Source organism: Lacticaseibacillus boliensis (assembly GCF_054784775.1).
The window spans coordinates 16,535-33,441 of the sequence record NZ_BAAIHN010000031.1 but is presented as its reverse complement, the minus strand read 5'-3'; the positions used below and the strand labels follow the sequence as shown (position 1 = coordinate 33,441).

Annotated in this window: 15 protein-coding genes and 1 pseudogene; 6 read left to right on the top strand and 10 right to left on the bottom strand. The window is 57.2% G+C overall.

Annotated features, from left to right (window positions below):
• Nucleotides 1-118, top strand: a pseudogene (locus tag ACYVRB_RS11470) (IS30 family transposase); the annotation flags it as partial.
• Between the two features lie 49 nt (nt 119-167).
• Here ACYVRB_RS11470 and ACYVRB_RS11465 read toward each other — a convergent pair.
• From ACYVRB_RS11465 to ACYVRB_RS11445, 5 genes are all read right to left on the bottom strand, one after another.
• On the bottom strand, nt 168-1,535 hold the full coding sequence (locus tag ACYVRB_RS11465) for a sensor histidine kinase (protein ID WP_461215492.1): 1,368 nt from the start codon (nt 1,533-1,535) through the stop codon (nt 168-170).
• Between the two features lie 3 nt (nt 1,536-1,538).
• Complete coding sequence (locus ACYVRB_RS11460) at nt 1,539-2,234, bottom strand: response regulator transcription factor (protein ID WP_461215491.1); 696 nt, start codon at nt 2,232-2,234, stop codon at nt 1,539-1,541.
• A gap of 209 nt (nt 2,235-2,443) precedes the next feature.
• Nucleotides 2,444-3,697, bottom strand: coding sequence for a dicarboxylate/amino acid:cation symporter (locus ACYVRB_RS11455; protein ID WP_461215490.1), 1,254 nt, complete (start codon nt 3,695-3,697; stop codon nt 2,444-2,446).
• 81 nt (nt 3,698-3,778) lie between these two features.
• Nucleotides 3,779-4,720 carry a magnesium transporter CorA family protein gene (locus tag ACYVRB_RS11450; RefSeq protein ID WP_461215489.1) on the bottom strand — a complete coding sequence of 314 codons (942 nt, stop codon included), beginning with the start codon at nt 4,718-4,720 and terminating at the stop codon, nt 3,779-3,781.
• A gap of 128 nt (nt 4,721-4,848) precedes the next feature.
• The gene (locus ACYVRB_RS11445; RefSeq protein ID WP_461215488.1) at nt 4,849-5,802 is read right to left on the bottom strand and encodes an aldo/keto reductase; all 954 of its coding nucleotides are present in this window, start codon (nt 5,800-5,802) and stop codon (nt 4,849-4,851) included.
• A gap of 145 nt (nt 5,803-5,947) precedes the next feature.
• Between ACYVRB_RS11445 and ACYVRB_RS11440 the strand changes: the two genes are divergently transcribed.
• The 3 genes from ACYVRB_RS11440 to ACYVRB_RS11430 all read left to right on the top strand — a co-directional run bounded on the left by ACYVRB_RS11440 (nt 5,948) and on the right by ACYVRB_RS11430 (nt 10,819).
• Nucleotides 5,948-7,366, top strand: a complete 1,419-nt coding sequence (locus ACYVRB_RS11440) for an MFS transporter (RefSeq protein ID WP_461215487.1) — start codon at nt 5,948-5,950, stop codon at nt 7,364-7,366.
• A gap of 647 nt (nt 7,367-8,013) precedes the next feature.
• On the top strand, nt 8,014-9,816 hold the full coding sequence (locus ACYVRB_RS11435) for a heavy metal translocating P-type ATPase (RefSeq protein ID WP_461215486.1): 1,803 nt from the start codon (nt 8,014-8,016) through the stop codon (nt 9,814-9,816).
• 49 nt (nt 9,817-9,865) lie between these two features.
• A complete protein-coding gene (locus ACYVRB_RS11430) occupies nt 9,866-10,819 on the top strand; it encodes an alcohol dehydrogenase catalytic domain-containing protein (protein ID WP_461215485.1) in 954 nt (317 codons plus the stop codon).
• Between the two features lie 196 nt (nt 10,820-11,015).
• On the opposite strand, the gene ACYVRB_RS11425 is transcribed toward ACYVRB_RS11430, so the two are convergent.
• The 4 genes from ACYVRB_RS11425 to ACYVRB_RS11410 all read right to left on the bottom strand — a co-directional run bounded on the left by ACYVRB_RS11425 (nt 11,016) and on the right by ACYVRB_RS11410 (nt 14,208).
• Nucleotides 11,016-11,645, bottom strand: a complete 630-nt coding sequence (locus ACYVRB_RS11425) for a nuclear transport factor 2 family protein (RefSeq protein WP_461215484.1) — start codon at nt 11,643-11,645, stop codon at nt 11,016-11,018.
• 15 nt (nt 11,646-11,660) lie between these two features.
• A complete protein-coding gene (locus ACYVRB_RS11420; protein WP_461215483.1) occupies nt 11,661-12,518 on the bottom strand; it encodes an MBL fold metallo-hydrolase in 858 nt (285 codons plus the stop codon).
• A gap of 5 nt (nt 12,519-12,523) precedes the next feature.
• Nucleotides 12,524-13,546 (bottom strand): amidohydrolase family protein, encoded by a 1,023-nt coding sequence (locus ACYVRB_RS11415; RefSeq protein WP_461215482.1) that lies wholly within the window; start codon nt 13,544-13,546, stop codon nt 12,524-12,526.
• A gap of 89 nt (nt 13,547-13,635) precedes the next feature.
• Nucleotides 13,636-14,208, bottom strand: a complete 573-nt coding sequence (locus ACYVRB_RS11410) for a hypothetical protein (protein ID WP_461215481.1) — start codon at nt 14,206-14,208, stop codon at nt 13,636-13,638.
• Between the two features lie 261 nt (nt 14,209-14,469).
• Here ACYVRB_RS11410 and ACYVRB_RS11405 point away from each other — a divergent pair, with 261 nt between their 5' ends.
• A complete protein-coding gene (locus tag ACYVRB_RS11405; RefSeq protein ID WP_461215480.1) occupies nt 14,470-15,021 on the top strand; it encodes a TetR/AcrR family transcriptional regulator in 552 nt (183 codons plus the stop codon).
• A 122-nt stretch (nt 15,022-15,143) separates the two neighbouring features.
• Nucleotides 15,144-15,980: an alpha/beta fold hydrolase gene (locus ACYVRB_RS11400; RefSeq protein WP_461215479.1), complete on the top strand. Its 837-nt coding sequence runs from the start codon at nt 15,144-15,146 to the stop codon at nt 15,978-15,980.
• A 67-nt stretch (nt 15,981-16,047) separates the two neighbouring features.
• Here ACYVRB_RS11400 and ACYVRB_RS11395 read toward each other — a convergent pair whose 3' ends face one another.
• Nucleotides 16,048-16,797, bottom strand: coding sequence for an SDR family NAD(P)-dependent oxidoreductase (locus tag ACYVRB_RS11395; protein WP_461215493.1), 750 nt, complete (start codon nt 16,795-16,797; stop codon nt 16,048-16,050).
• Nucleotides 16,798-16,907 lie beyond the last annotated feature (110 nt).

Below are 16,907 nucleotides of genomic sequence, written 5' to 3'. Positions count from 1 at the left end.
TCAGAGCGACCAGGAAATTGAGACTTACATTGAACAACTGAATAATCGACCACGCAAGGTCTTAGGCTGGAAGACGCCATCAGAAGTCTTCATGGGTAAAAAGTTGCACTTGAGTTGACAATTCGTCACAACAAAAAAACGCCTTGGCGGTGAGGCCAAGGCGTGGATCAATGGTTCGATGAGTTGGGCAAGATCAGGCTGAACACCGTGCCTTGCGGTTGGTTGTCGGCGACGGTCAGCTTGCTGTTGGTCAGCGTCGCCAGTTGCGTGGCGATCGCCAGCCCCAAGCCGGTGCCGGCGACGGTGCCGCGCACGTCGGCGCTGCGATAGAAACGCTCGAAGATATGGGCTTTGTCTTCGTCGCTGATGCCGCTACCTTGATCGCTGACGGCAATCACCGGCGCACCGGCGTCGTTTTGCGTCAGGGTCACCGTGATCTGGCTGGTGGCAGGCGAGTATTTTGACGCGTTGGTCACCAGGTTCAAGACGATCTGCTCAAGGGCGCTTTGATTGCCTTGAACGTGGATATCCGGCGTGATGGCAGTGGTGACGGTTTGGGGAAAAGTCCCGCTCAGCTTGTGCATGATATGTTGCAACGCGGCGCTGAGATCGAGCGGTTGCAGATCCAGCGCCAGGCAATCTGCGCGCGACAGCTGCAGGAGCTCATCGATCAGCTGTTGCATCTGCCGAGATTCTTCGGTGATGTAGCGCACGGATTTGGCGATGATCTCCGGATGGGCTTCGCCGTGGCGTTCGATCAGCTGCGAGTGGCTGCGGATCGTGGCGATCGGCGTGCGCAGTTCATGCGCGGCGTTCATGACGAAAAGTTTCTGTTGTTCTTGGCGCTCGTTGAGCATGCTCAGCAGTTCGTTGAAATTCTTGGCCAGCTCGGTGACTTCGGTCGGCTGCTTCGGCACCGGCAGCTGCATGGCGCCAGGCTCTTTGGCCGTCGCGATCACTTGCGTCGTGTGCGACAAGGCAGACAGCGGATCCGTCAGCCGCTTGACCAGCCGCTGGATGTATAGCGGCGCGAGAATCAAGGTTAACACCAGCAAAAACGCGGTGATCTGCATGACCCGCCCCAACACCTTCAGCTGCGGCTCCATGCTTTGCCACAAGGTGTAATAGATGCCGCGTGAATGCACCAGCCGGTGGTAGAGAAACCCGATCTTCGGGCGGTAATACACATGCGTCAACAGCGGCACCTTGATCGGTTTGACCTTCAAGATGGTGTCGGTGTGCGGCGACAGATAGCGCTTGACCTTGGCGTCTTTGCGCTTGTTGTGCACCATCACGTAGCTGGCGCTGGTGTCTAGCGTGCTGTTGCGGCGCCAGTCTTCCCAGTCGTTGTTGCCGTCGATCACGGCTTTTTTGAGGCTGGAGGTGATGTGGTCTGTGGTGGTGCTGACCTCTTCTAGCAGCTGATGGCCGACGGCGACAACGATCAAGACGCCCAACGTGACGGTCACGCCGACGATCAACATGATCAAGCTGCGGAGCATGATCGCCGCGCTGGACTGATTACGTTTTTTCATGAGTTACTCCGCTGCGACCTGATCAGAAAGCATGTACCCGACGCCGCGTACCGTGTGGATCAGCTTGCTGGCGTTGTTGTCGATTTTGCTGCGCAGGTTGCGGACGTACACGTCTAAGATGTTGGGCTGGCCGTCAAAATCGACGCCCCAGACTTCATCTAACAACGATTCTCTGGAACACGGTTCGTTTTGGTTGGCGATCAGCGCCACCAGCAGTTCGTATTCGCGCTGGGTCAACGGGATGATGTTGCCGCCGCGGGTCACGCGCTTGGTGTCGGTGTTCACCGTCAAGTCCGCGACGGTGTAGCTGGCCGCGGTGGTGGGTGCCGGCTCGCTGTGACGCAAGGCGACTTCGATGCGCGCCAGCAGCTCTTCCATCTCAAACGGCTTGGTGACGTAATCGTCGGCGCCGCCGGTCAACCCGGCGACCTTATCGCCGATGTAATCGCGCGCCGTCAACATGATGATCGGGATCTGACTGGTTTTGCGGATCCGACGCAAGACACTGAACCCGTCTAGGCGCGGTAACATCCAATCTAAAATGATCAGATTCACCACGGCTTCGTTGTCATGAAACAACTTCAACGCTTCCAGGCCGTCTTTGGCACAGATCACATTGAAGTCTTCCAGTTCAAATTCGGTGGTCAATGAATCTGCAAGTCCTGCTTCATCTTCAACTAGTAGTATGGTTGTTTTCAAAAGAATATTCCTCCAGCGTTGGTTCAAATCAGCAAAGCTGCTGTTATCAGTTTGCCACGGCACAGCGGGCAAGTAAAGAAAGCTACTTCTAGCGTAACCCTGATCGAGGCAGGTGGCGGTTAACGAAAGGTTAAGATTGGCTGGATTCGCACCCAAAAAAGCCAGCGAGGCACCGCCGTTACAGGCGTTGCCAACCGCTGGCATCAGAGTTATTGAGAGATTGCTTGGTGGGTGGCCTTTTTGGCTTTGCGGCCTTCGACCAGCCGCTGGACCAGCATCGAGCTGGCGACGTTGCCGGTCGAGTTTAATAAGGTCGCCGGCACGTCGATGATCGTTGAGATGACGATCAACAACGGGATCGTATCGGTCGGGTAACCGAACATGGTGACGATCAGCGTTTCTGCGATCATGCCCCCGACAGGGACGGCGCCCATGACCGCGCCGACGAAGAAGCCACCGGCGATGATCGCCAGGATCGCGCTAGGCGAGGTAATGCTGTGACCAAACAAGAGAAACAAGAAGGAAACTTTAAAGACGCCGCCGATGGCCGAGCCGTCTTTATGGATGTTGGCCCCCAGCGGGATCACGGTGTCGACGATGTCGGGCGCCACGCCAATGTCTCTTGCTGCCGTCAAGTTGACCGGGATGCACGCGGCACTGGAGCTGGTTGCGATGGCGGTGATCGCCGGGATCGACACGTGGCGCCAATATGCCTTGATCCCGGCCTTGCCGTTGGCCAAACCGGCGTACAAGGTGGTGAATCCGAAGAAATACACGACCGTCAAGGCGAGATACAGCACGAAGCTGCGCAGATAGCCGCCGACGATCTGGCTGCCTAGCGTCCCGACGACGCCGGCGAAGTAGCAAGCCAATCCAAACGGGGCATACATCATGACAAACGACACCGCTTTGAGCACGACCGCGTTGCCGGAAGCCAAGAGTTTGCGTGCCGGCTCGCCGGCCTTGCCGCTGGCACTCGTGGCGATCCCCACAAGCAACGAGAACACGATCGTGGCCAGCATGTGTGATTTCGACAGCAGCTTGGTGAAATCATCGACGGTGAACAGCTCGACGATCTGTTGCAACATCGGGGTGCTGGTTGGGGTGCTTTTGACGTCGCCCATCATCGCCTTGAGGTGTGGCAGGTCGCTGGCTTGGACCAGCGGGAAAAGTCGCACCCCGATGTAGCCGACGATCGTGGCGGTCAACGCGGTGAACAAAAACACCCCGATGGTCGCCCCGAGGATCTTGCCCAGCCGGGCCTTGTTGCCCATCTGGCCGATCGCGCTGGCGATGGAAAAAAAGATCAAAGGGATCAGCAGCATGTACATCAGGTTCAGAAACAATTCGCCAAAAGGCTGTAGCACGATGGCTTTTTTCCCGACCACGGCCCCAACCACGCCGCCAATGATCACACCACCCAACAAGAGAAACGTACTCCGGTAATTTCGTAAGGCTTTCACGTCAGTTTAACCCCGTCTTCATTATTTTTTAATAAATTGTAATCGATGCCAGACGGTATGACAAGTGGGGAATAAAAAAAGTTATGATTGGGAATAATCTTTGCGTGACAGGTGCACTGCGGTCAACACGCCCAGGCCGAGGGCGATCAGAAACATGATGACAAAGCCGATGGTAGAGTCTTTGCCCGGCAGGCCGCCGGTGTTCATCCCCCACAGCCCCGACACCAAAGCCGGCACGGCGACCACCAAGGCGGCGGAATCGAGATATTTCATCAGGTGGTTCAAGTTGTTGTCCATCATGTCGCTGAACAAGCCGCCGATCGCCTCGAGCAAGTCGCGGTATAAGGCGATCATTTTCTTGGCCTGGCGCTCGCGCAGCTGGATGCGATAAACCAGCGTGGCGTTGGCCTCGCCGGTCAAGAAGTGGTCGTCTGCCAGCAGCGCGTTGACGGTCAGCGCCATGTCTTGCAAGGTGTGGTCTAAGAACACGACTTTGCGCACGGTGTCTGCGAGGTTGAACAGCTCCTGGTTTTTGGTGGTCGTGCGCGCCGCTTGATCCAACGCGTCGATCTGTTTCTTGGTGGCTTCAAGCTCGAGCAGAAAATGAACATAGATCCGTAGCAACATTTTGCCCAGCAGTTCCTCAAAATCATCAAAGCGGTCGTCGCGGTCCAACAGGTTCTGCCACAGCGTCGAGGTTTTGGCAAAATGAATGATGAGCAGGTCTTCTGCGAGCACGACGGTCACCGGCTCCAGCCGCGTTTCGATCGCTGAATCTTCTTCGCCGGCGAGATCCATCAGCACCAGCGAACGGGCATCTGCCAAGGCGGTGTTGGCCAGCTTTTCAAAGCGCGTGACTTCGACGGCTTCTTCGTCTGCGGCAAACAGATCGTGCGGCAAGTCGAAGCGGTCTGCCAGCTCGTGTTCTTCTTCGTCTGCGGTGTTTTCTAAGATGATGATGTTGCGGCCGTCAGCGTCGCTGGGTTGCACGCGGCCGTCTTTTAAGACATACGATGAAATCATGGCGCGCCTCCTTTGTTGTGATACCTTAAGCGTATCAAAATCAAGTCAAGCGACGCCAGGATGGTGCTTGCCACCAAAAAAGCCTCACGCCAAACCACTGATAGGTTTGGCGTGAGGCTAAGCTACGTTTATGGCAAAATGTGGCCGGCCGCCAGGTACAAGTCGTACCATTCTTGGCGGGTCAGCACGACGTCACCGCCGGCCGCGCTTTCTTCGAGGTGCTTGGGGTTCATGGTGCCCAAGATCACCTGGATGTTGGCCGGATGCCGCAAGATCCAAGCGGTGGCGATGGCGTTTTTGGTGACGTGGTGGGCGTCGGCGACACGCTGCAAAGCGTCGTTGAGTTCCGGGAACTTCGGGTTGTCGACGAACACGCCGCCAAACATGCCGGTTTGAAACGGCGACCAGGCCTGCACGGTCATGTGCTTGCGGCGAGAATATTCCAACATGCCGCCGTCATGGTCGATGCTGTCGGCGTCTTGCATGTTCACGTGCATCCCGGCATCGATGGCGCCCGTGTGCATCAGCCCGAACTGCAGCTGGTTGATGACCAGCTTCTGGCTGAGGACGTCTTGCAACATCGAGACTTGTTGCGGGTTGAAGTTCGACACCCCGAAGTGCCGCACCTTGCCTTGGGTCTGCAGCGCGTCGAACGCTTCGGCCACGTCGTCCAGTTGCATCAGCGGATCTGGCCGGTGCAACAAGAAGCTGTCGAGGTAATCGATGTGCAGCCGCTGCAGAATGCCATCGACGGCAGCCAGGATGTGTTGTTTGGAAAAGTCATAGCGCTTGCCGAACACGAGCCCGTCGTGGCTGCGCGCAGGGTCTAAGACGATGCCGCCTTTGGATTGGATATAAAAGTCATCGCGGGTGAGCCCGGCGGCTTGCATCGCCTGGGCAAAAACGGTTTCGGATTTGCCGTCACCGTAGATGTCTGCGGAATCGATGAAGTTGATGCCGTTGGCCTTGGCGGTTTTCAGGATCGTTGCGGCGTCTTGGACGCTGAGTTGGTCCATGCGCATGATGCCCAGCGCGATGGCAGAAGCCTGCATGTGGGTGTTACCGATTTGAATCTTTTTCATAAGTGTTCACTCCTTTATCAATTCCAACGTAGCGCATTCGTCTCATAATGGCAAGTGCTGGCCATGCGAGCGCCAAGCCAGCAATCTCGGCCGACCTTTGTTATAATGAGCCCAAGTTTGGGAGTGAGAAAGAGAAGGCATTATTATGGAAGTTGCACATGCAAGACGTTGGTGGGCGCTGACGGCATTGGGCTTTTTTGCGTTCATGACGAATCTGGATGGCTCGGTGGTCAACATCGCCGTGCCGGTGATGGCCAAAAGCCTGGGGGTTTCGGCCAGCCGGATGGTCTGGGCGACCTCGGTGTATCTGATCGTGTTAAGCGCGCTGTTGTTGCCGTTTGGCAAACTCGGTGACCTGATCGGCAAACCGCGGATCTTCAAGTGGGGCACCGGCGGGTTCATCATCGGGTCGGTGCTGGCCGGGATCGATCTGGGATTCGGCTTTTTGATCTTCGCGCGGATCGTGCAGGCCACAGGGGCTTCGATGACGCTGGCCAACACCTATGGCATCGTGACCTCGAGTTTTGACGCCCAAGAGCGCGGCAAGGCGATGGGGTTTGTCGGGACCTTCGTGGCGCTAGGAAGCGTCGCCGGGCCGGCGGTCGGTGGCTTGGTGCTGTCGGTCGCCCAGTGGCCGGTGTTGTTTTGGATCAACGTGCCCTTTGGTCTGGTGGCCTTGGGGTTGGCGTTGTGGGCGATGGGCAATGGGGTGCCGATGCCCCAACACTTCGATGGGTTAGGTGCGCTGTTGCAGGCCGTTGCGATCGCCGCCGGCTTTTGGGGGCTGAATCTCAGCCAAACCGATGGCTTCACGGCGCCGTTGGTCGTGGGGTTGTTGGCAATCGCCGTGATCGCATTAGGCGGCTTTTTGGTGCGCGAGCGACACACCGAGACGCCGCTGCTGGGCTTGGCGATTTTTCGCAACCAGATTTTTACGCTCGGGGTGGTGACGGTGTTTTTGGTGTTTATGGCGCAGTTTTTCACGACGGTGTTGATGCCGTTTTACCTCGAAGACGCGTTGCACCTGTCGCCTGGGGTTTCCGGGGCGCTGTTGACGTTGTATCCGCTGATGATGGTGTTTTGTGCGCCGCTTGGCGGCATCCTCGCAGATAAGTTGAATGTGGCGGTGGTGGCGCTTGTGGGGGTCGCCATCATCGCCGTGGGTAGCGGTGCGTATTGGTTCTTGGCGCTGAGCAGTCCGCTGTGGATCTTCGCTGGCATCACGGTGTTGTTAGGGATCGGTGGCGGTATCTTCCAATCACCGATCGGCGACATCGTGATGTCGGTCGTCCCCAAAGCTCAACTAGGCGTCGCCGGCAGCTTCAACGCCTTGGCCCGCAACCTGGGGATGGTCGCCGGCACCAGCGTCACGACGACATTGTTGTTTTCGCGCATGAGCGCGATCGCAGGCCGCCGGGTCGTGACTTTTCCCGCCGACCAGCCGCAATGGTTCATCTCGGGGATGCATCTGGCGATGGTGGTGGCGACGGTTCTGGTGGTAGCCGCAGCGCTGGTGTTGTGGCGCATGGTGCCGAAATGGCAGGCGTTTGCCACAGATAAGTAAAGTGAAACATGCCGGCACCGCTACCCGATCAGGGGCGATGCCGGCGTGTTTGGTTGGTTGAAATTAATTTTGGGCACGACAAAGACGCGTTTTGAGGTACCAAAACGCGTCTCGGCAGGCCAATCCTTGCCTAGCTCTTCGTTGTTTTTATTCATCTTATATGGGTGGTACGGTTCGATTACCCTGTCCTTGCCGTGGTATGGTCACACAGCTTCATGGCGCGTGCGCTCTGGGTAGTAGGATCCCGGCACAAGGCCGGCGAACCCGATCCAGTATGCCCCCCAGGAAGCAAGCGACCCTGCAGTGCCGCTTCAAGGAGACACGATGAATTCGTTATTAAGATAACACGGGCACAAGCTAAATGCAAGCGATTTACTGATATTTTTTTAAATTGGTCTATCATTGATTGGCTGCTATTATAATAGGAAATACGTTGATAAAAAGTAACAATCTATAAAATTGGTTGATCAAATTGAAAACAGTTAACAATAACAAATGCGCGATAAATGTTGCTATAACGGCCAGCATTGAGTTTTGCTTTAAAGCGATCTGATAATTTACGTAATTTATACATTAAATTAATCTGGTAACGGTATCATCCTCTGCCGCCGACGTGCTATGATAGAAGTAAAGCAGGAGGTAGCGCAATGAAAGATACGAAACGACTATGGAGTGTGGTTGCCGTTGGCGTTTTGGCATTGCTCTTGGCGTTTGTCGGCGGCCAGCCGCTTTGGGCGCAAGCCGTCATCACCTTGGCCGGCGGCGTGATCGCCTTGATCATGTTGGTGGATATGATCAAGACGCTGCGTTCAGGGAATTTTGGCGTCGACCTGCTGGCCATCACCGCGGTGGTTGCCACGTTGGCCGTCGGTGAGTATTGGGCTGCCTTGATCGTGTTGGTGATGCTGACAGGCGGTGACGCGCTGGAAGAATATGCCGCCAAGGTCGCCAGTCGCGACCTCAAACAACTGCTCGATAACGCCCCGGCCGTCGCCCATCGGCAAGGCGAATCCGGGTTGCAAGACGTCGACGTGGATGACGTGGTCGTCGGCGACACCTTGATCGTCAAGCCCGGCGAGCAGGTGCCAGTCGACGGAACGGTGGTGTCAGGCACGAGCCTCGTCGATGAAGCCAGCTTGACCGGCGAATCGCGTCCGGTGGAAAAGGCACCTGGCGCGGATTTGATGAGTGGGACCGTCAACGGGGATGCCGCCTTGACCATGACGGTGACCCAACCGGCGGCAACCAGCCAGTATCAAGGGATCGTGCGGCTGGTGAAAGAAGCCGAGGCCAAGCCAGCGCATTTTGTGCGGATGGCAGACCGGTACGCGGTGCCGTTTACGGCCGTTGCGTATGTGATCGCCGGGTTGGCCTGGGCGTTCAGCGGCGACCCGGTGCGTTTCGCGGAGGTGCTGGTGGTCGCCAGCCCGTGCCCGCTGATCTTGGCGGCGCCGGTGGCGATGGTTTCGGGGATGAGTCGCGCCAGTCGGGCCGGCGTCATCGTGAAGTCGGGGACGACGCTGGAAAAGCTGGCGGCGGCCAAGACGATCGCGTTTGATAAAACCGGTACGCTGACGCAAGGGGTGTTGGCCGTCGATGCCGTGCAACCGGTGGGCGATTGGCAGAAACAGGAATTGTTGACGATCGCCGCCAGCGCAGAGCAGCATTCGACCCACATTTTGGCTCGATCGCTGCTGGAGGCGGTGGGCGATGCCAAGTTGCAGTCGGTGATTAATGTCGAAGAAGTGACCGGCAGCGGCGTGAAGGCCCAAGTCGCCGGGCATCTGGTCCTTGTTGGGCGTGCCGCGTTTGCCCAAGCCCCGCAAAAAGTCGCCGCCACCGCCGTGCATCTCAACATCGACGGCCAATATGCCGGTTATGTGACCTTCACCGACCGCGTGCGGCCAGAGGCCAAGGCCACGATCGCGCGGCTGCACCAGCTGGGCATCGGCGATACCCTGATGATCTCAGGCGACTCTCAGGCGGTGGCAGAAGACGTCGCCGCCACGGTCGGCATCGATCATGTCCATGCCCAGCAACTGCCTGCCCAAAAAATCGCCGTGCTTGCCACCGTGCCAGAAACGGGCCGGCCGGTGGTGATGGTTGGCGATGGGGTCAACGACGCGCCGAGTTTGGCGACGGCAGATGTCGGCATCGCCATGGGCGCCCACGGCAACACCGCGGCGTCTGAATCGGCCGACGCGGTGATCTTGCCCGACGACCTGAGCAAGGTGGCAGACGCCGTCGTGATCTCGCAAGACACCTTGCGCGTCGCCAAAACCGCCGTCGGTATCGGCATCGCGATCTGCACAGTCTTGATGGTGATCGCCAGCTTCGGCGTCATTCCCGCGATTTTTGGGGCGATGCTACAAGAAGTCGTCGACACCGTGACGATCTTGGCGGCGTTGCGGGCACGTCACGGGCGGGCCTTAGGACGTTTGCAGGACTGAGGGCGGCGCGCTAAGATGAGTTTAGCGTATCAAGGAAGGAAGCGTCATCGTGAAAGCAATCGTGATTGAAGAAGCCGGCGGACCGGAAGTGTTGCAGCTCAAAACCGTCCCCACCCCGCAGGTGAAACCAGGCTGGAGTTTGGTGAAGGTCAAAGGCTTTGGCATCAACCACTCGGAGATCTACACGCGCAAAGGCGAATCGCCGAGTGTGCATTTTCCACGGATCCTGGGCATCGAGTGTGTCGGCGAGGTGGCTGAAACCACCGACGCCGCGCGGCTGCCCGTCGGCTCGCGGGTCGTCAGCTTCATGGGCGGCATGGGTCGCGAATTTGACGGCGGCTACGCGGAATATGCGCTGTTGCCGAATCAACAGATCTATCCGGTGCAAACCAAGCTGTCTTGGGCGGCGTTGGCGGCGGTGCCGGAGACTTACTTCACGGCTTACGGGTCGTTGCAAAACGCGCATGCCGATTCTGCCAAAACGCTACTTGTCCGCGGCGCCACCAGCGGCGTCGGGGTCGCGGCCGTCAAGCTGGCCAAGGCCTTGAACCCGGCCATCACCGTCAGCGGTAGCAGTCGCAAGCCGGCAAAATTTGACCGGTTGACCCAAGCCGGCTTTGACCAGGCGGTTTTGGATCAAGACGACAAGCTTCAAACCAGCGCGCACTTTGACGCGATCATCGAGCTGGTCGGGGCCAAGACGCTGATGGATTCAGTCGCACACTTGCAGCCAGGCGGGTATTGTTGCCTTACCGGCGGGTTGGGCGATCAATGGACGGTGCCGGATTTCGATCCGTTTGCGCTTCCCAGCGGTGCGTCGATCACCAACTTCGAGTCGGGGGCGGCCAACACCCAAGCCGCGTTTAACGCCATGCTGCGCTTGATCGAAGCGCACCACATCGATGTCGAACCGCGCGAGACCTTTGATCTGGCGCACACCGGCGACGCCCAAGCGTCGCTTGAAGCCGACGACAGTTTTGGTAAAGTCGTGGTGTTGGTTTAACGAAAAACACCACCAAGACAAAATTAAAGTTAACGAAATAACCACGATGATTACAGAGATGTACGCGCCATAAAGCACCGCATTTGCGTAGAAGGGCCATGCCAAGCAAATCCTAAGTTCGGGATTTACTTGGCATGGCCCTTCTACTCTATGCTAAAACCGCTTTATGTCGCAGCCACTTTTGTTAGCGGAGAAATCAGTTGAAAAACCAGGTGCTGGCCTTGGCGTATAGCGCCTGCACGGTTTCGGGCCGGTCTTCGCCAGGGAGGTCTTGGCGACTCTTTTGGCCGGTTCGGGTTAAGACATAGCACAGGCCTTGGTAACTTTCACGATAAGTGGCCAGCTCGGTGGTATCCAGTGTCAGCGGCAGACCCGGTACCGCGGGAATCAGTTCATCGCGTTCGTAGATACAATCGCCGTCGAGGATCTTCCAGACGCCGTTTTGCTTTTCCAGACGGGTGAAGATCCGGGCGTATGAGTGTAAATCGACGGCTTGATCGCTGAGCTTGACACGCGGTGACAACATCATCACGGTCATTTCGCCAATGGCTTTGTCGCCGTTGACCCATACCGTGGTGGCGTTGATCTTGTGCTTAGCGCCCCCGCCGTTGGCCTGAGCGACTTTTTCAAAATAGCCCTTGGCCGAGCCGTCGTACCAAGACACGTGGATCTTGGCATCGTCGGCATAGCAGGCGGCTTCTTGGGCGTATAAGCTGTTGTCGCGGCAGTAGCGCTCATATTCGAGAAGCTCGCGGATCTCTTGGCGGGCAGCTCCGGTTTGTTTGTCGGTTTGGTCTAATGGCAGGTCATAGAATTGTTTGGTCATAATTGTTTCTCCTTGTTAAAGGTTCAGCGCGTTGTACATCACGACCAGCGGCGAATCTGGGAGCCGGTGGATCCGTGGTTGCATCTGCGCGGTGTCTTGAACATTACCGTTGGGCATTGTGGTGATTGGCGCGTCGTTTTGCGTGTCACCGGCAATGATCGCGTCAACCCCTGAGATGAGCTGGCTGAGCGTGTGTTCGGCAAAAGCGTCTGTGCGGTGCCCTGAAAAAAGTTGAGCGCTATCGCCGAGCATCTCTTGGAGGCGGCGCAGGCCGGTCTGCCAAGTGGCCAATGACGCGCAGCGGATGTCGTAAAGTTCGCTCATGACCATGGTCGCCAGGCTGTCGCCGGTAAACGCAAGGTGGTGGGCGATATCGACATAACACATACTGCCCAGCGAATGACCCGGCGTCGCCAGCGCCTGCAAGACGGTGCCACCCAGGTCGAAGCGATCGCCGTCTTGCACCGGGCGATAGGTGAGATTAGCCTGTGGTGACATCGCGGCCTGCATGTGGGCAACGAGGGCTTGGTTGTGGCCGCTGGCGACATCCACGGCGTGCAGGCGGAAGGCTGGCGCAAAAGCGTCCCGCAAGATCGCGTCGTCGGCCGGATTCATGTACACCTGGTCGAACCACACGGCACCACCGGTATGGTCGGGATCGCCGTGGGTCAGCAGGCACATGACAGGTTTGGCCGTTAATTTGCGGATCTCATCGACGAGTCCAGCATCGATGCCAAACCCGGCATCGATCAACGCCGCGCGTTGCGTCCCGATCACTAATTGCTGAGAGAACTTGATCGGCCGATCGGTGATGTTTTCGCTGATGTTATACACGTTGTCAGCCACTTGGGCGACGGTATACAGATTAGGCATGGCGATCACATCCGATCTTGGAGGTGCAAAAGCGTCACGGCGTTGCCAGAAGCGATCTGGGCTTGTGCTTCTGCACTCAGCGACGATGAGGTGAGGAAGGTCAAGGCGTCGTCGGGATGGTTATACGGGTAGTCCAGCGAATATAGGAGATGCTCGCTGCCGACTTCGGTGGTGGCAAGCTGCAGCTGGGCAGGGAAGAACATGCCGCTTGGGGTGATGTAGAAGTTTTCCCGATAAGTTTGGCTGATGCTGCGGTTCAAGTGGACGGTCAAGCCCAGTGTCTGGTCCATGCGTTCCAAGAAGTTAGGCACCATCTCGCCCCAGTGGCCGGTGATGATGTGCAGGTTGGGATGGCGATCGAACACCCCGGCTAAGATCAAGCGGATCATTTGGACACCAAGGTCTTCATGCCAGCCCCAACCGGCGCCGGCAAAGGTGAAGGCGGTCAGTTCCGACCAGCCTTGGCTTTGATAGTAATGTTCGCTGATGTCTGCGGGAATGACCGCCGGGTGAAAATACAGCGGCACGTCTAAGGCTTCGGCCTTGGCAAAAATTAGCTCGTACATCGGGTCATCGAAGAAATGACCGTCATAGTAGCCGTGGATCATCGCGCCTTGCAGGCCCAGTTCGTTAACGGCACGGTCTAGTTCAGCCGCTGCGGCTTCGGGATCGCCGACTGGTAACGTGGCCCAGCCGCCGAAGCGATCGGGATGGGGTTTGATCGCTGCTGCCAGGTCGTCGTTGGCCATGCGACACAAGTCAATGGCGACTTTCGGGTCGAGGTTTTGCGGGGTGTTGTCCCCGTAACCCATGATTTGCATCTGGATGTCGTTGGCGTCCATGAACGCCAGACGCTGGTCACCGGCGCTAGTCAGCTCGGTGTTGTCGCGCTTGGTTTTGGCGACGAATTCTTCGATGCTGTGGTCGTCTGGGTTTTTGTGCGGGTTGGTCGGTAGTGGCAGGTATGGTTGTGCGGCCGCATTGACGCGTTGAGATTCCCAATGTTCTTCTAAGGTGATTAATTTCATGATGTTTGCCTCCTGATTGATTGATTCTCATTCTACAAGGCGGCATCACATCGGCATACCTGCGTTTGTTGTCAAAAGACGGCGATTTGTCACTTTAGCGACAGGATGAGCCCCGGATCGGGCACGAGCTGGCGGTAGATCGTGATCAGCTCGTTCCGTTGGGCTTGAGGATGGGTCGCGACCAGGTGGGCGAAGCTGATGATCATGCGGGCAAACAATTCACTCGCCAGCATCGCTTCCGGCGTGCTGGTGGCACGAATGTTGAGGACGCGGTGCATGTCACGTACCAGGTATTGCACGATCTGTTCATCGGCTTGGCCCCAGAAGATCATGGCGATGGCAGGACGGTCGGCGAGCATGATGTCGACGGTCATGGCCGCGGCGTGGTCGTGGGAATCCAGCAGCCGGTCGCTGTGTTGCAGAAGCTGGTTGATCAGCCGGGCGATCTTGATTTCGATGATGTCAGTCAGGCCGCGATAGTGACGGTAGTAGGTTTGGCGGGCCACGTGCGCATGTTGACACAAGGTACTGACGCGGATCGTGTCAAAAGCGTCACCGGCTTCAAATGCGGCTTGCAACGCGGCAAACAACTTGTCTTGCGTCATCTGCAGGCGCTTGTCTGGCGTTTGGTATTGGGCAATCGGAATTTTAGGAACAGCCATGATTTTTCTCCCTCTCCGTAATTGATGCTTTCATTATAGCTGATAACTGAGGCCATTTTGGCACAGTGAAGGTTGTGTTTGAATCGATGTCACCCTATCATGGATGGGTGGCAAGAAAGCCACAAACGCAAAAATCTCAGGATTTGGATCTGATTAATGGAGGCAATATGCTAGTTGTACAATTTGGCGCGCAAGCACATCCTAGTGTGACCACGGCGTGCACGTTCGACAATTTGGCCATGCAAAGCGTAGGTGAAACTGATGCCACAGCGTCGTGATCTGGCCCGCGAACGAATGAAGCAGGCGGTAGCAACGCTGTTGCAAACTGAATCGCTGGCGGCAATCACGGTCCGGCAGATCGTCCAAACTGCAGGTGTGGCGCGGTCGACGTTTTATCGCAACTTCGATGACAAGGCCGACTTTTTGCAGTGGTTGCAACAAGAATTGGTGGCCGAAACTGCCCGCCAGTTTGTGCCGGCAGACGGCCAGCACGCGCCCAACTTTGCGCGATTTTACGCTTACGCGCAACAAAACCGGGCGTTCATGCGCGCTTTTTTGACCGAGCAGCGCTGGCCGGATTTTGTCTCGGCACTGTATGCCACCGCCCATCAACGCTACACGCGTTTGCTGGACGGCAGGCAAACCGCCGTGCCCACCGACACGCTGGTCACGTTCTTGGTCGGGGGGCACGTCAACTTGTTTTTGAGCTGGCTACAAAGCGAGCACCCGCAAGCGCCTGCCAAAATGGCGGCGTATCATGATCGACTCGGGCGCGAAGGCGTCATGAAGGCGTTACATGTGAATTTGTCTTGAAACGGGACACATTGGTGCGGATGTGTGCTGGTACCGCGCTTGCGTTGCCGCTAAACTGATGATGTTGAATGTGATCGAGCAATTCAACGCGCAGAATAGTGAACGTGAAAGGACGCGATATCATGGCATTTGTTGAGGTTAAAGGCGCTAAGTTACATGTATCGGTTTCCGGCAAGGGGCCGGTGTTGATTTTGGTTCCCGGCGCCAACGGGACAGGGGACATTTTCACCCAATTAGCAGCTTATCTGCAAGATCGCTACACGGTGGTGCGTTTTGACCGCCGCGGTTATGGCGATACGGTGATGACCACGCCGCTGCCGGCAGAGGCCGCAGACTTTGATAGCCATTACCGGCTGACCACCGATGCCCAAGATGTGATCGCGCTGGCCGACCACTACAGTCCAGACCGACCCGTGTTTGTGATGGGGTCGTCGTCTGGGTCGATCGTGGCGGCGGAAGCCTTCACCATGCGCCCGGAGCGCATCGCGCGGATCGTTTTGCACGAGAACCCGCTGACGACGATCATCGACACCGAAGTCCAACAGGCCAATGATCAAGACGCTGTGGAAACAGCTTTGCGCGGGGACATGGCGGCAGCGCGAGACAAGTTTACCAAAGCCTTGAAAGTGCAACCGATCGATGCCAAGATGATGGGCATGTCTGCCAACGGCCAAAAGCCCGACAAGAAGCGCTTGGCAGGCATGATGTACTGGTTTAAATATGAGATCTTGCAATACACCAACCAGACCATTGACTGGGATGTGTTCAAGGCTAACCGCGATAAGGTACGCTTGCTGATCGGAACCGATTCTGTCGGTTCCGTGCCGCCTGAGATCACCAAGGCGATCGGGAAAATGCTGGCGGTGCCGGTGACCGTGATTCCCGGCGGGCACCTTGGTTACGCGCAAAAACCAGAAGGCTTCGCGGAAACACTGGCGGCCGTCTTAGATCTGCGTTGATGCTAACCAAAAAGCGAGTTGCCTCACTTGGCCAATGGCCGGACAGTGGGGGCAACTCGCTTTTTGATTACCAAGGCAAGGCGCCGGCGTTTTCGGTGAAAGTCATGCTTGCCGGCTTGGCGGTCAAGGCCAGCTCGACGACGTGCGCGGCCCCTGTTTGGATCGACTGCATTCCTTTTGGCGCCGGCTGGCTTGGGTCGCGGCCGCCAAAAGCCGTGGCGGTCCAGCCGGGGTTGACCGAATTGACCGGGATGTTGGCTGCGGCCAGCTCTTTGCCAAAGCAGATGGTGGCGAAGTTCACCGCGGCTTTTGAGGCTTGATAGCCCAGCGAGTTGACCTGGTAGAAGCGCGATTGCGGATCGCTGGCCAGCCCCAGCGACCCCATGTTGCTGGAAAGGTTGATGATCTGGGCGTCGTCGGCCTTTTTCAACAGCGGGATCATCGCCTGCGTGACCGCCACCAAGCCGAAGAAGTTGACGTCAAAATCTTGCCGCATGACGGCGGTGCTCATGGTGCTGGCCGGGGCGTGGTGGTCTAGCGCCACGCCGGCGTTGTTGATCAGGATCGATAAGTACCCGTAATCGGCGGCGATGGTGGCTGCCGCGGCATCGATCTGGGCTTGGTCGGTGACATCCAGCTGGATGAACGTCGCCGTGCCACCGTCGGCTTGGATCTTGGCGACGGCGTTCTGGCCGGCTTCAGGATGCCGTGCACCGATTAAAACGCTTTGTCCGGCCTTGGCCAAGGCTTGGGCGGTGGCAAAACCGATGCCTTTGTCAGCACCGGTGATCAAGGTAATGGTTGGTTGAGACATAATAATCTTCCTTTCTTGAAGCTCACGCCATGAGTTTAGGGAATCTTTGCGGCAAGTGCAAGCAATCGCCAATAATTACTTGTATCTCTAAGAATTTGCGGGTATAGTTAGTG

Coding starts and splice junctions, on each gene's coding strand:
- ACYVRB_RS11450 (WP_461215489.1), bottom strand. CDS start 4,720: ATGATTTCATCGTATGTCTTAAAAGACGGCCGCGTGCAACCCAGCGAC.
- ACYVRB_RS11465 (WP_461215492.1), bottom strand. CDS start 1,535: ATGAAAAAACGTAATCAGTCCAGCGCGGCGATCATGCTCCGCAGCTTG.
- ACYVRB_RS11445 (WP_461215488.1), bottom strand. CDS start 5,802: ATGAAAAAGATTCAAATCGGTAACACCCACATGCAGGCTTCTGCCATC.
- ACYVRB_RS11435 (WP_461215486.1), top strand. CDS start 8,014: ATGAAAGATACGAAACGACTATGGAGTGTGGTTGCCGTTGGCGTTTTG.
- ACYVRB_RS11440 (WP_461215487.1), top strand. CDS start 5,948: ATGGAAGTTGCACATGCAAGACGTTGGTGGGCGCTGACGGCATTGGGC.
- ACYVRB_RS11425 (WP_461215484.1), bottom strand. CDS start 11,645: ATGACCAAACAATTCTATGACCTGCCATTAGACCAAACCGACAAACAA.
- ACYVRB_RS11400 (WP_461215479.1), top strand. CDS start 15,144: ATGGCATTTGTTGAGGTTAAAGGCGCTAAGTTACATGTATCGGTTTCC.
- ACYVRB_RS11415 (WP_461215482.1), bottom strand. CDS start 13,546: ATGAAATTAATCACCTTAGAAGAACATTGGGAATCTCAACGCGTCAAT.
- ACYVRB_RS11410 (WP_461215481.1), bottom strand. CDS start 14,208: ATGGCTGTTCCTAAAATTCCGATTGCCCAATACCAAACGCCAGACAAG.
- ACYVRB_RS11405 (WP_461215480.1), top strand. CDS start 14,470: ATGCCACAGCGTCGTGATCTGGCCCGCGAACGAATGAAGCAGGCGGTA.
- ACYVRB_RS11420 (WP_461215483.1), bottom strand. CDS start 12,518: ATGCCTAATCTGTATACCGTCGCCCAAGTGGCTGACAACGTGTATAAC.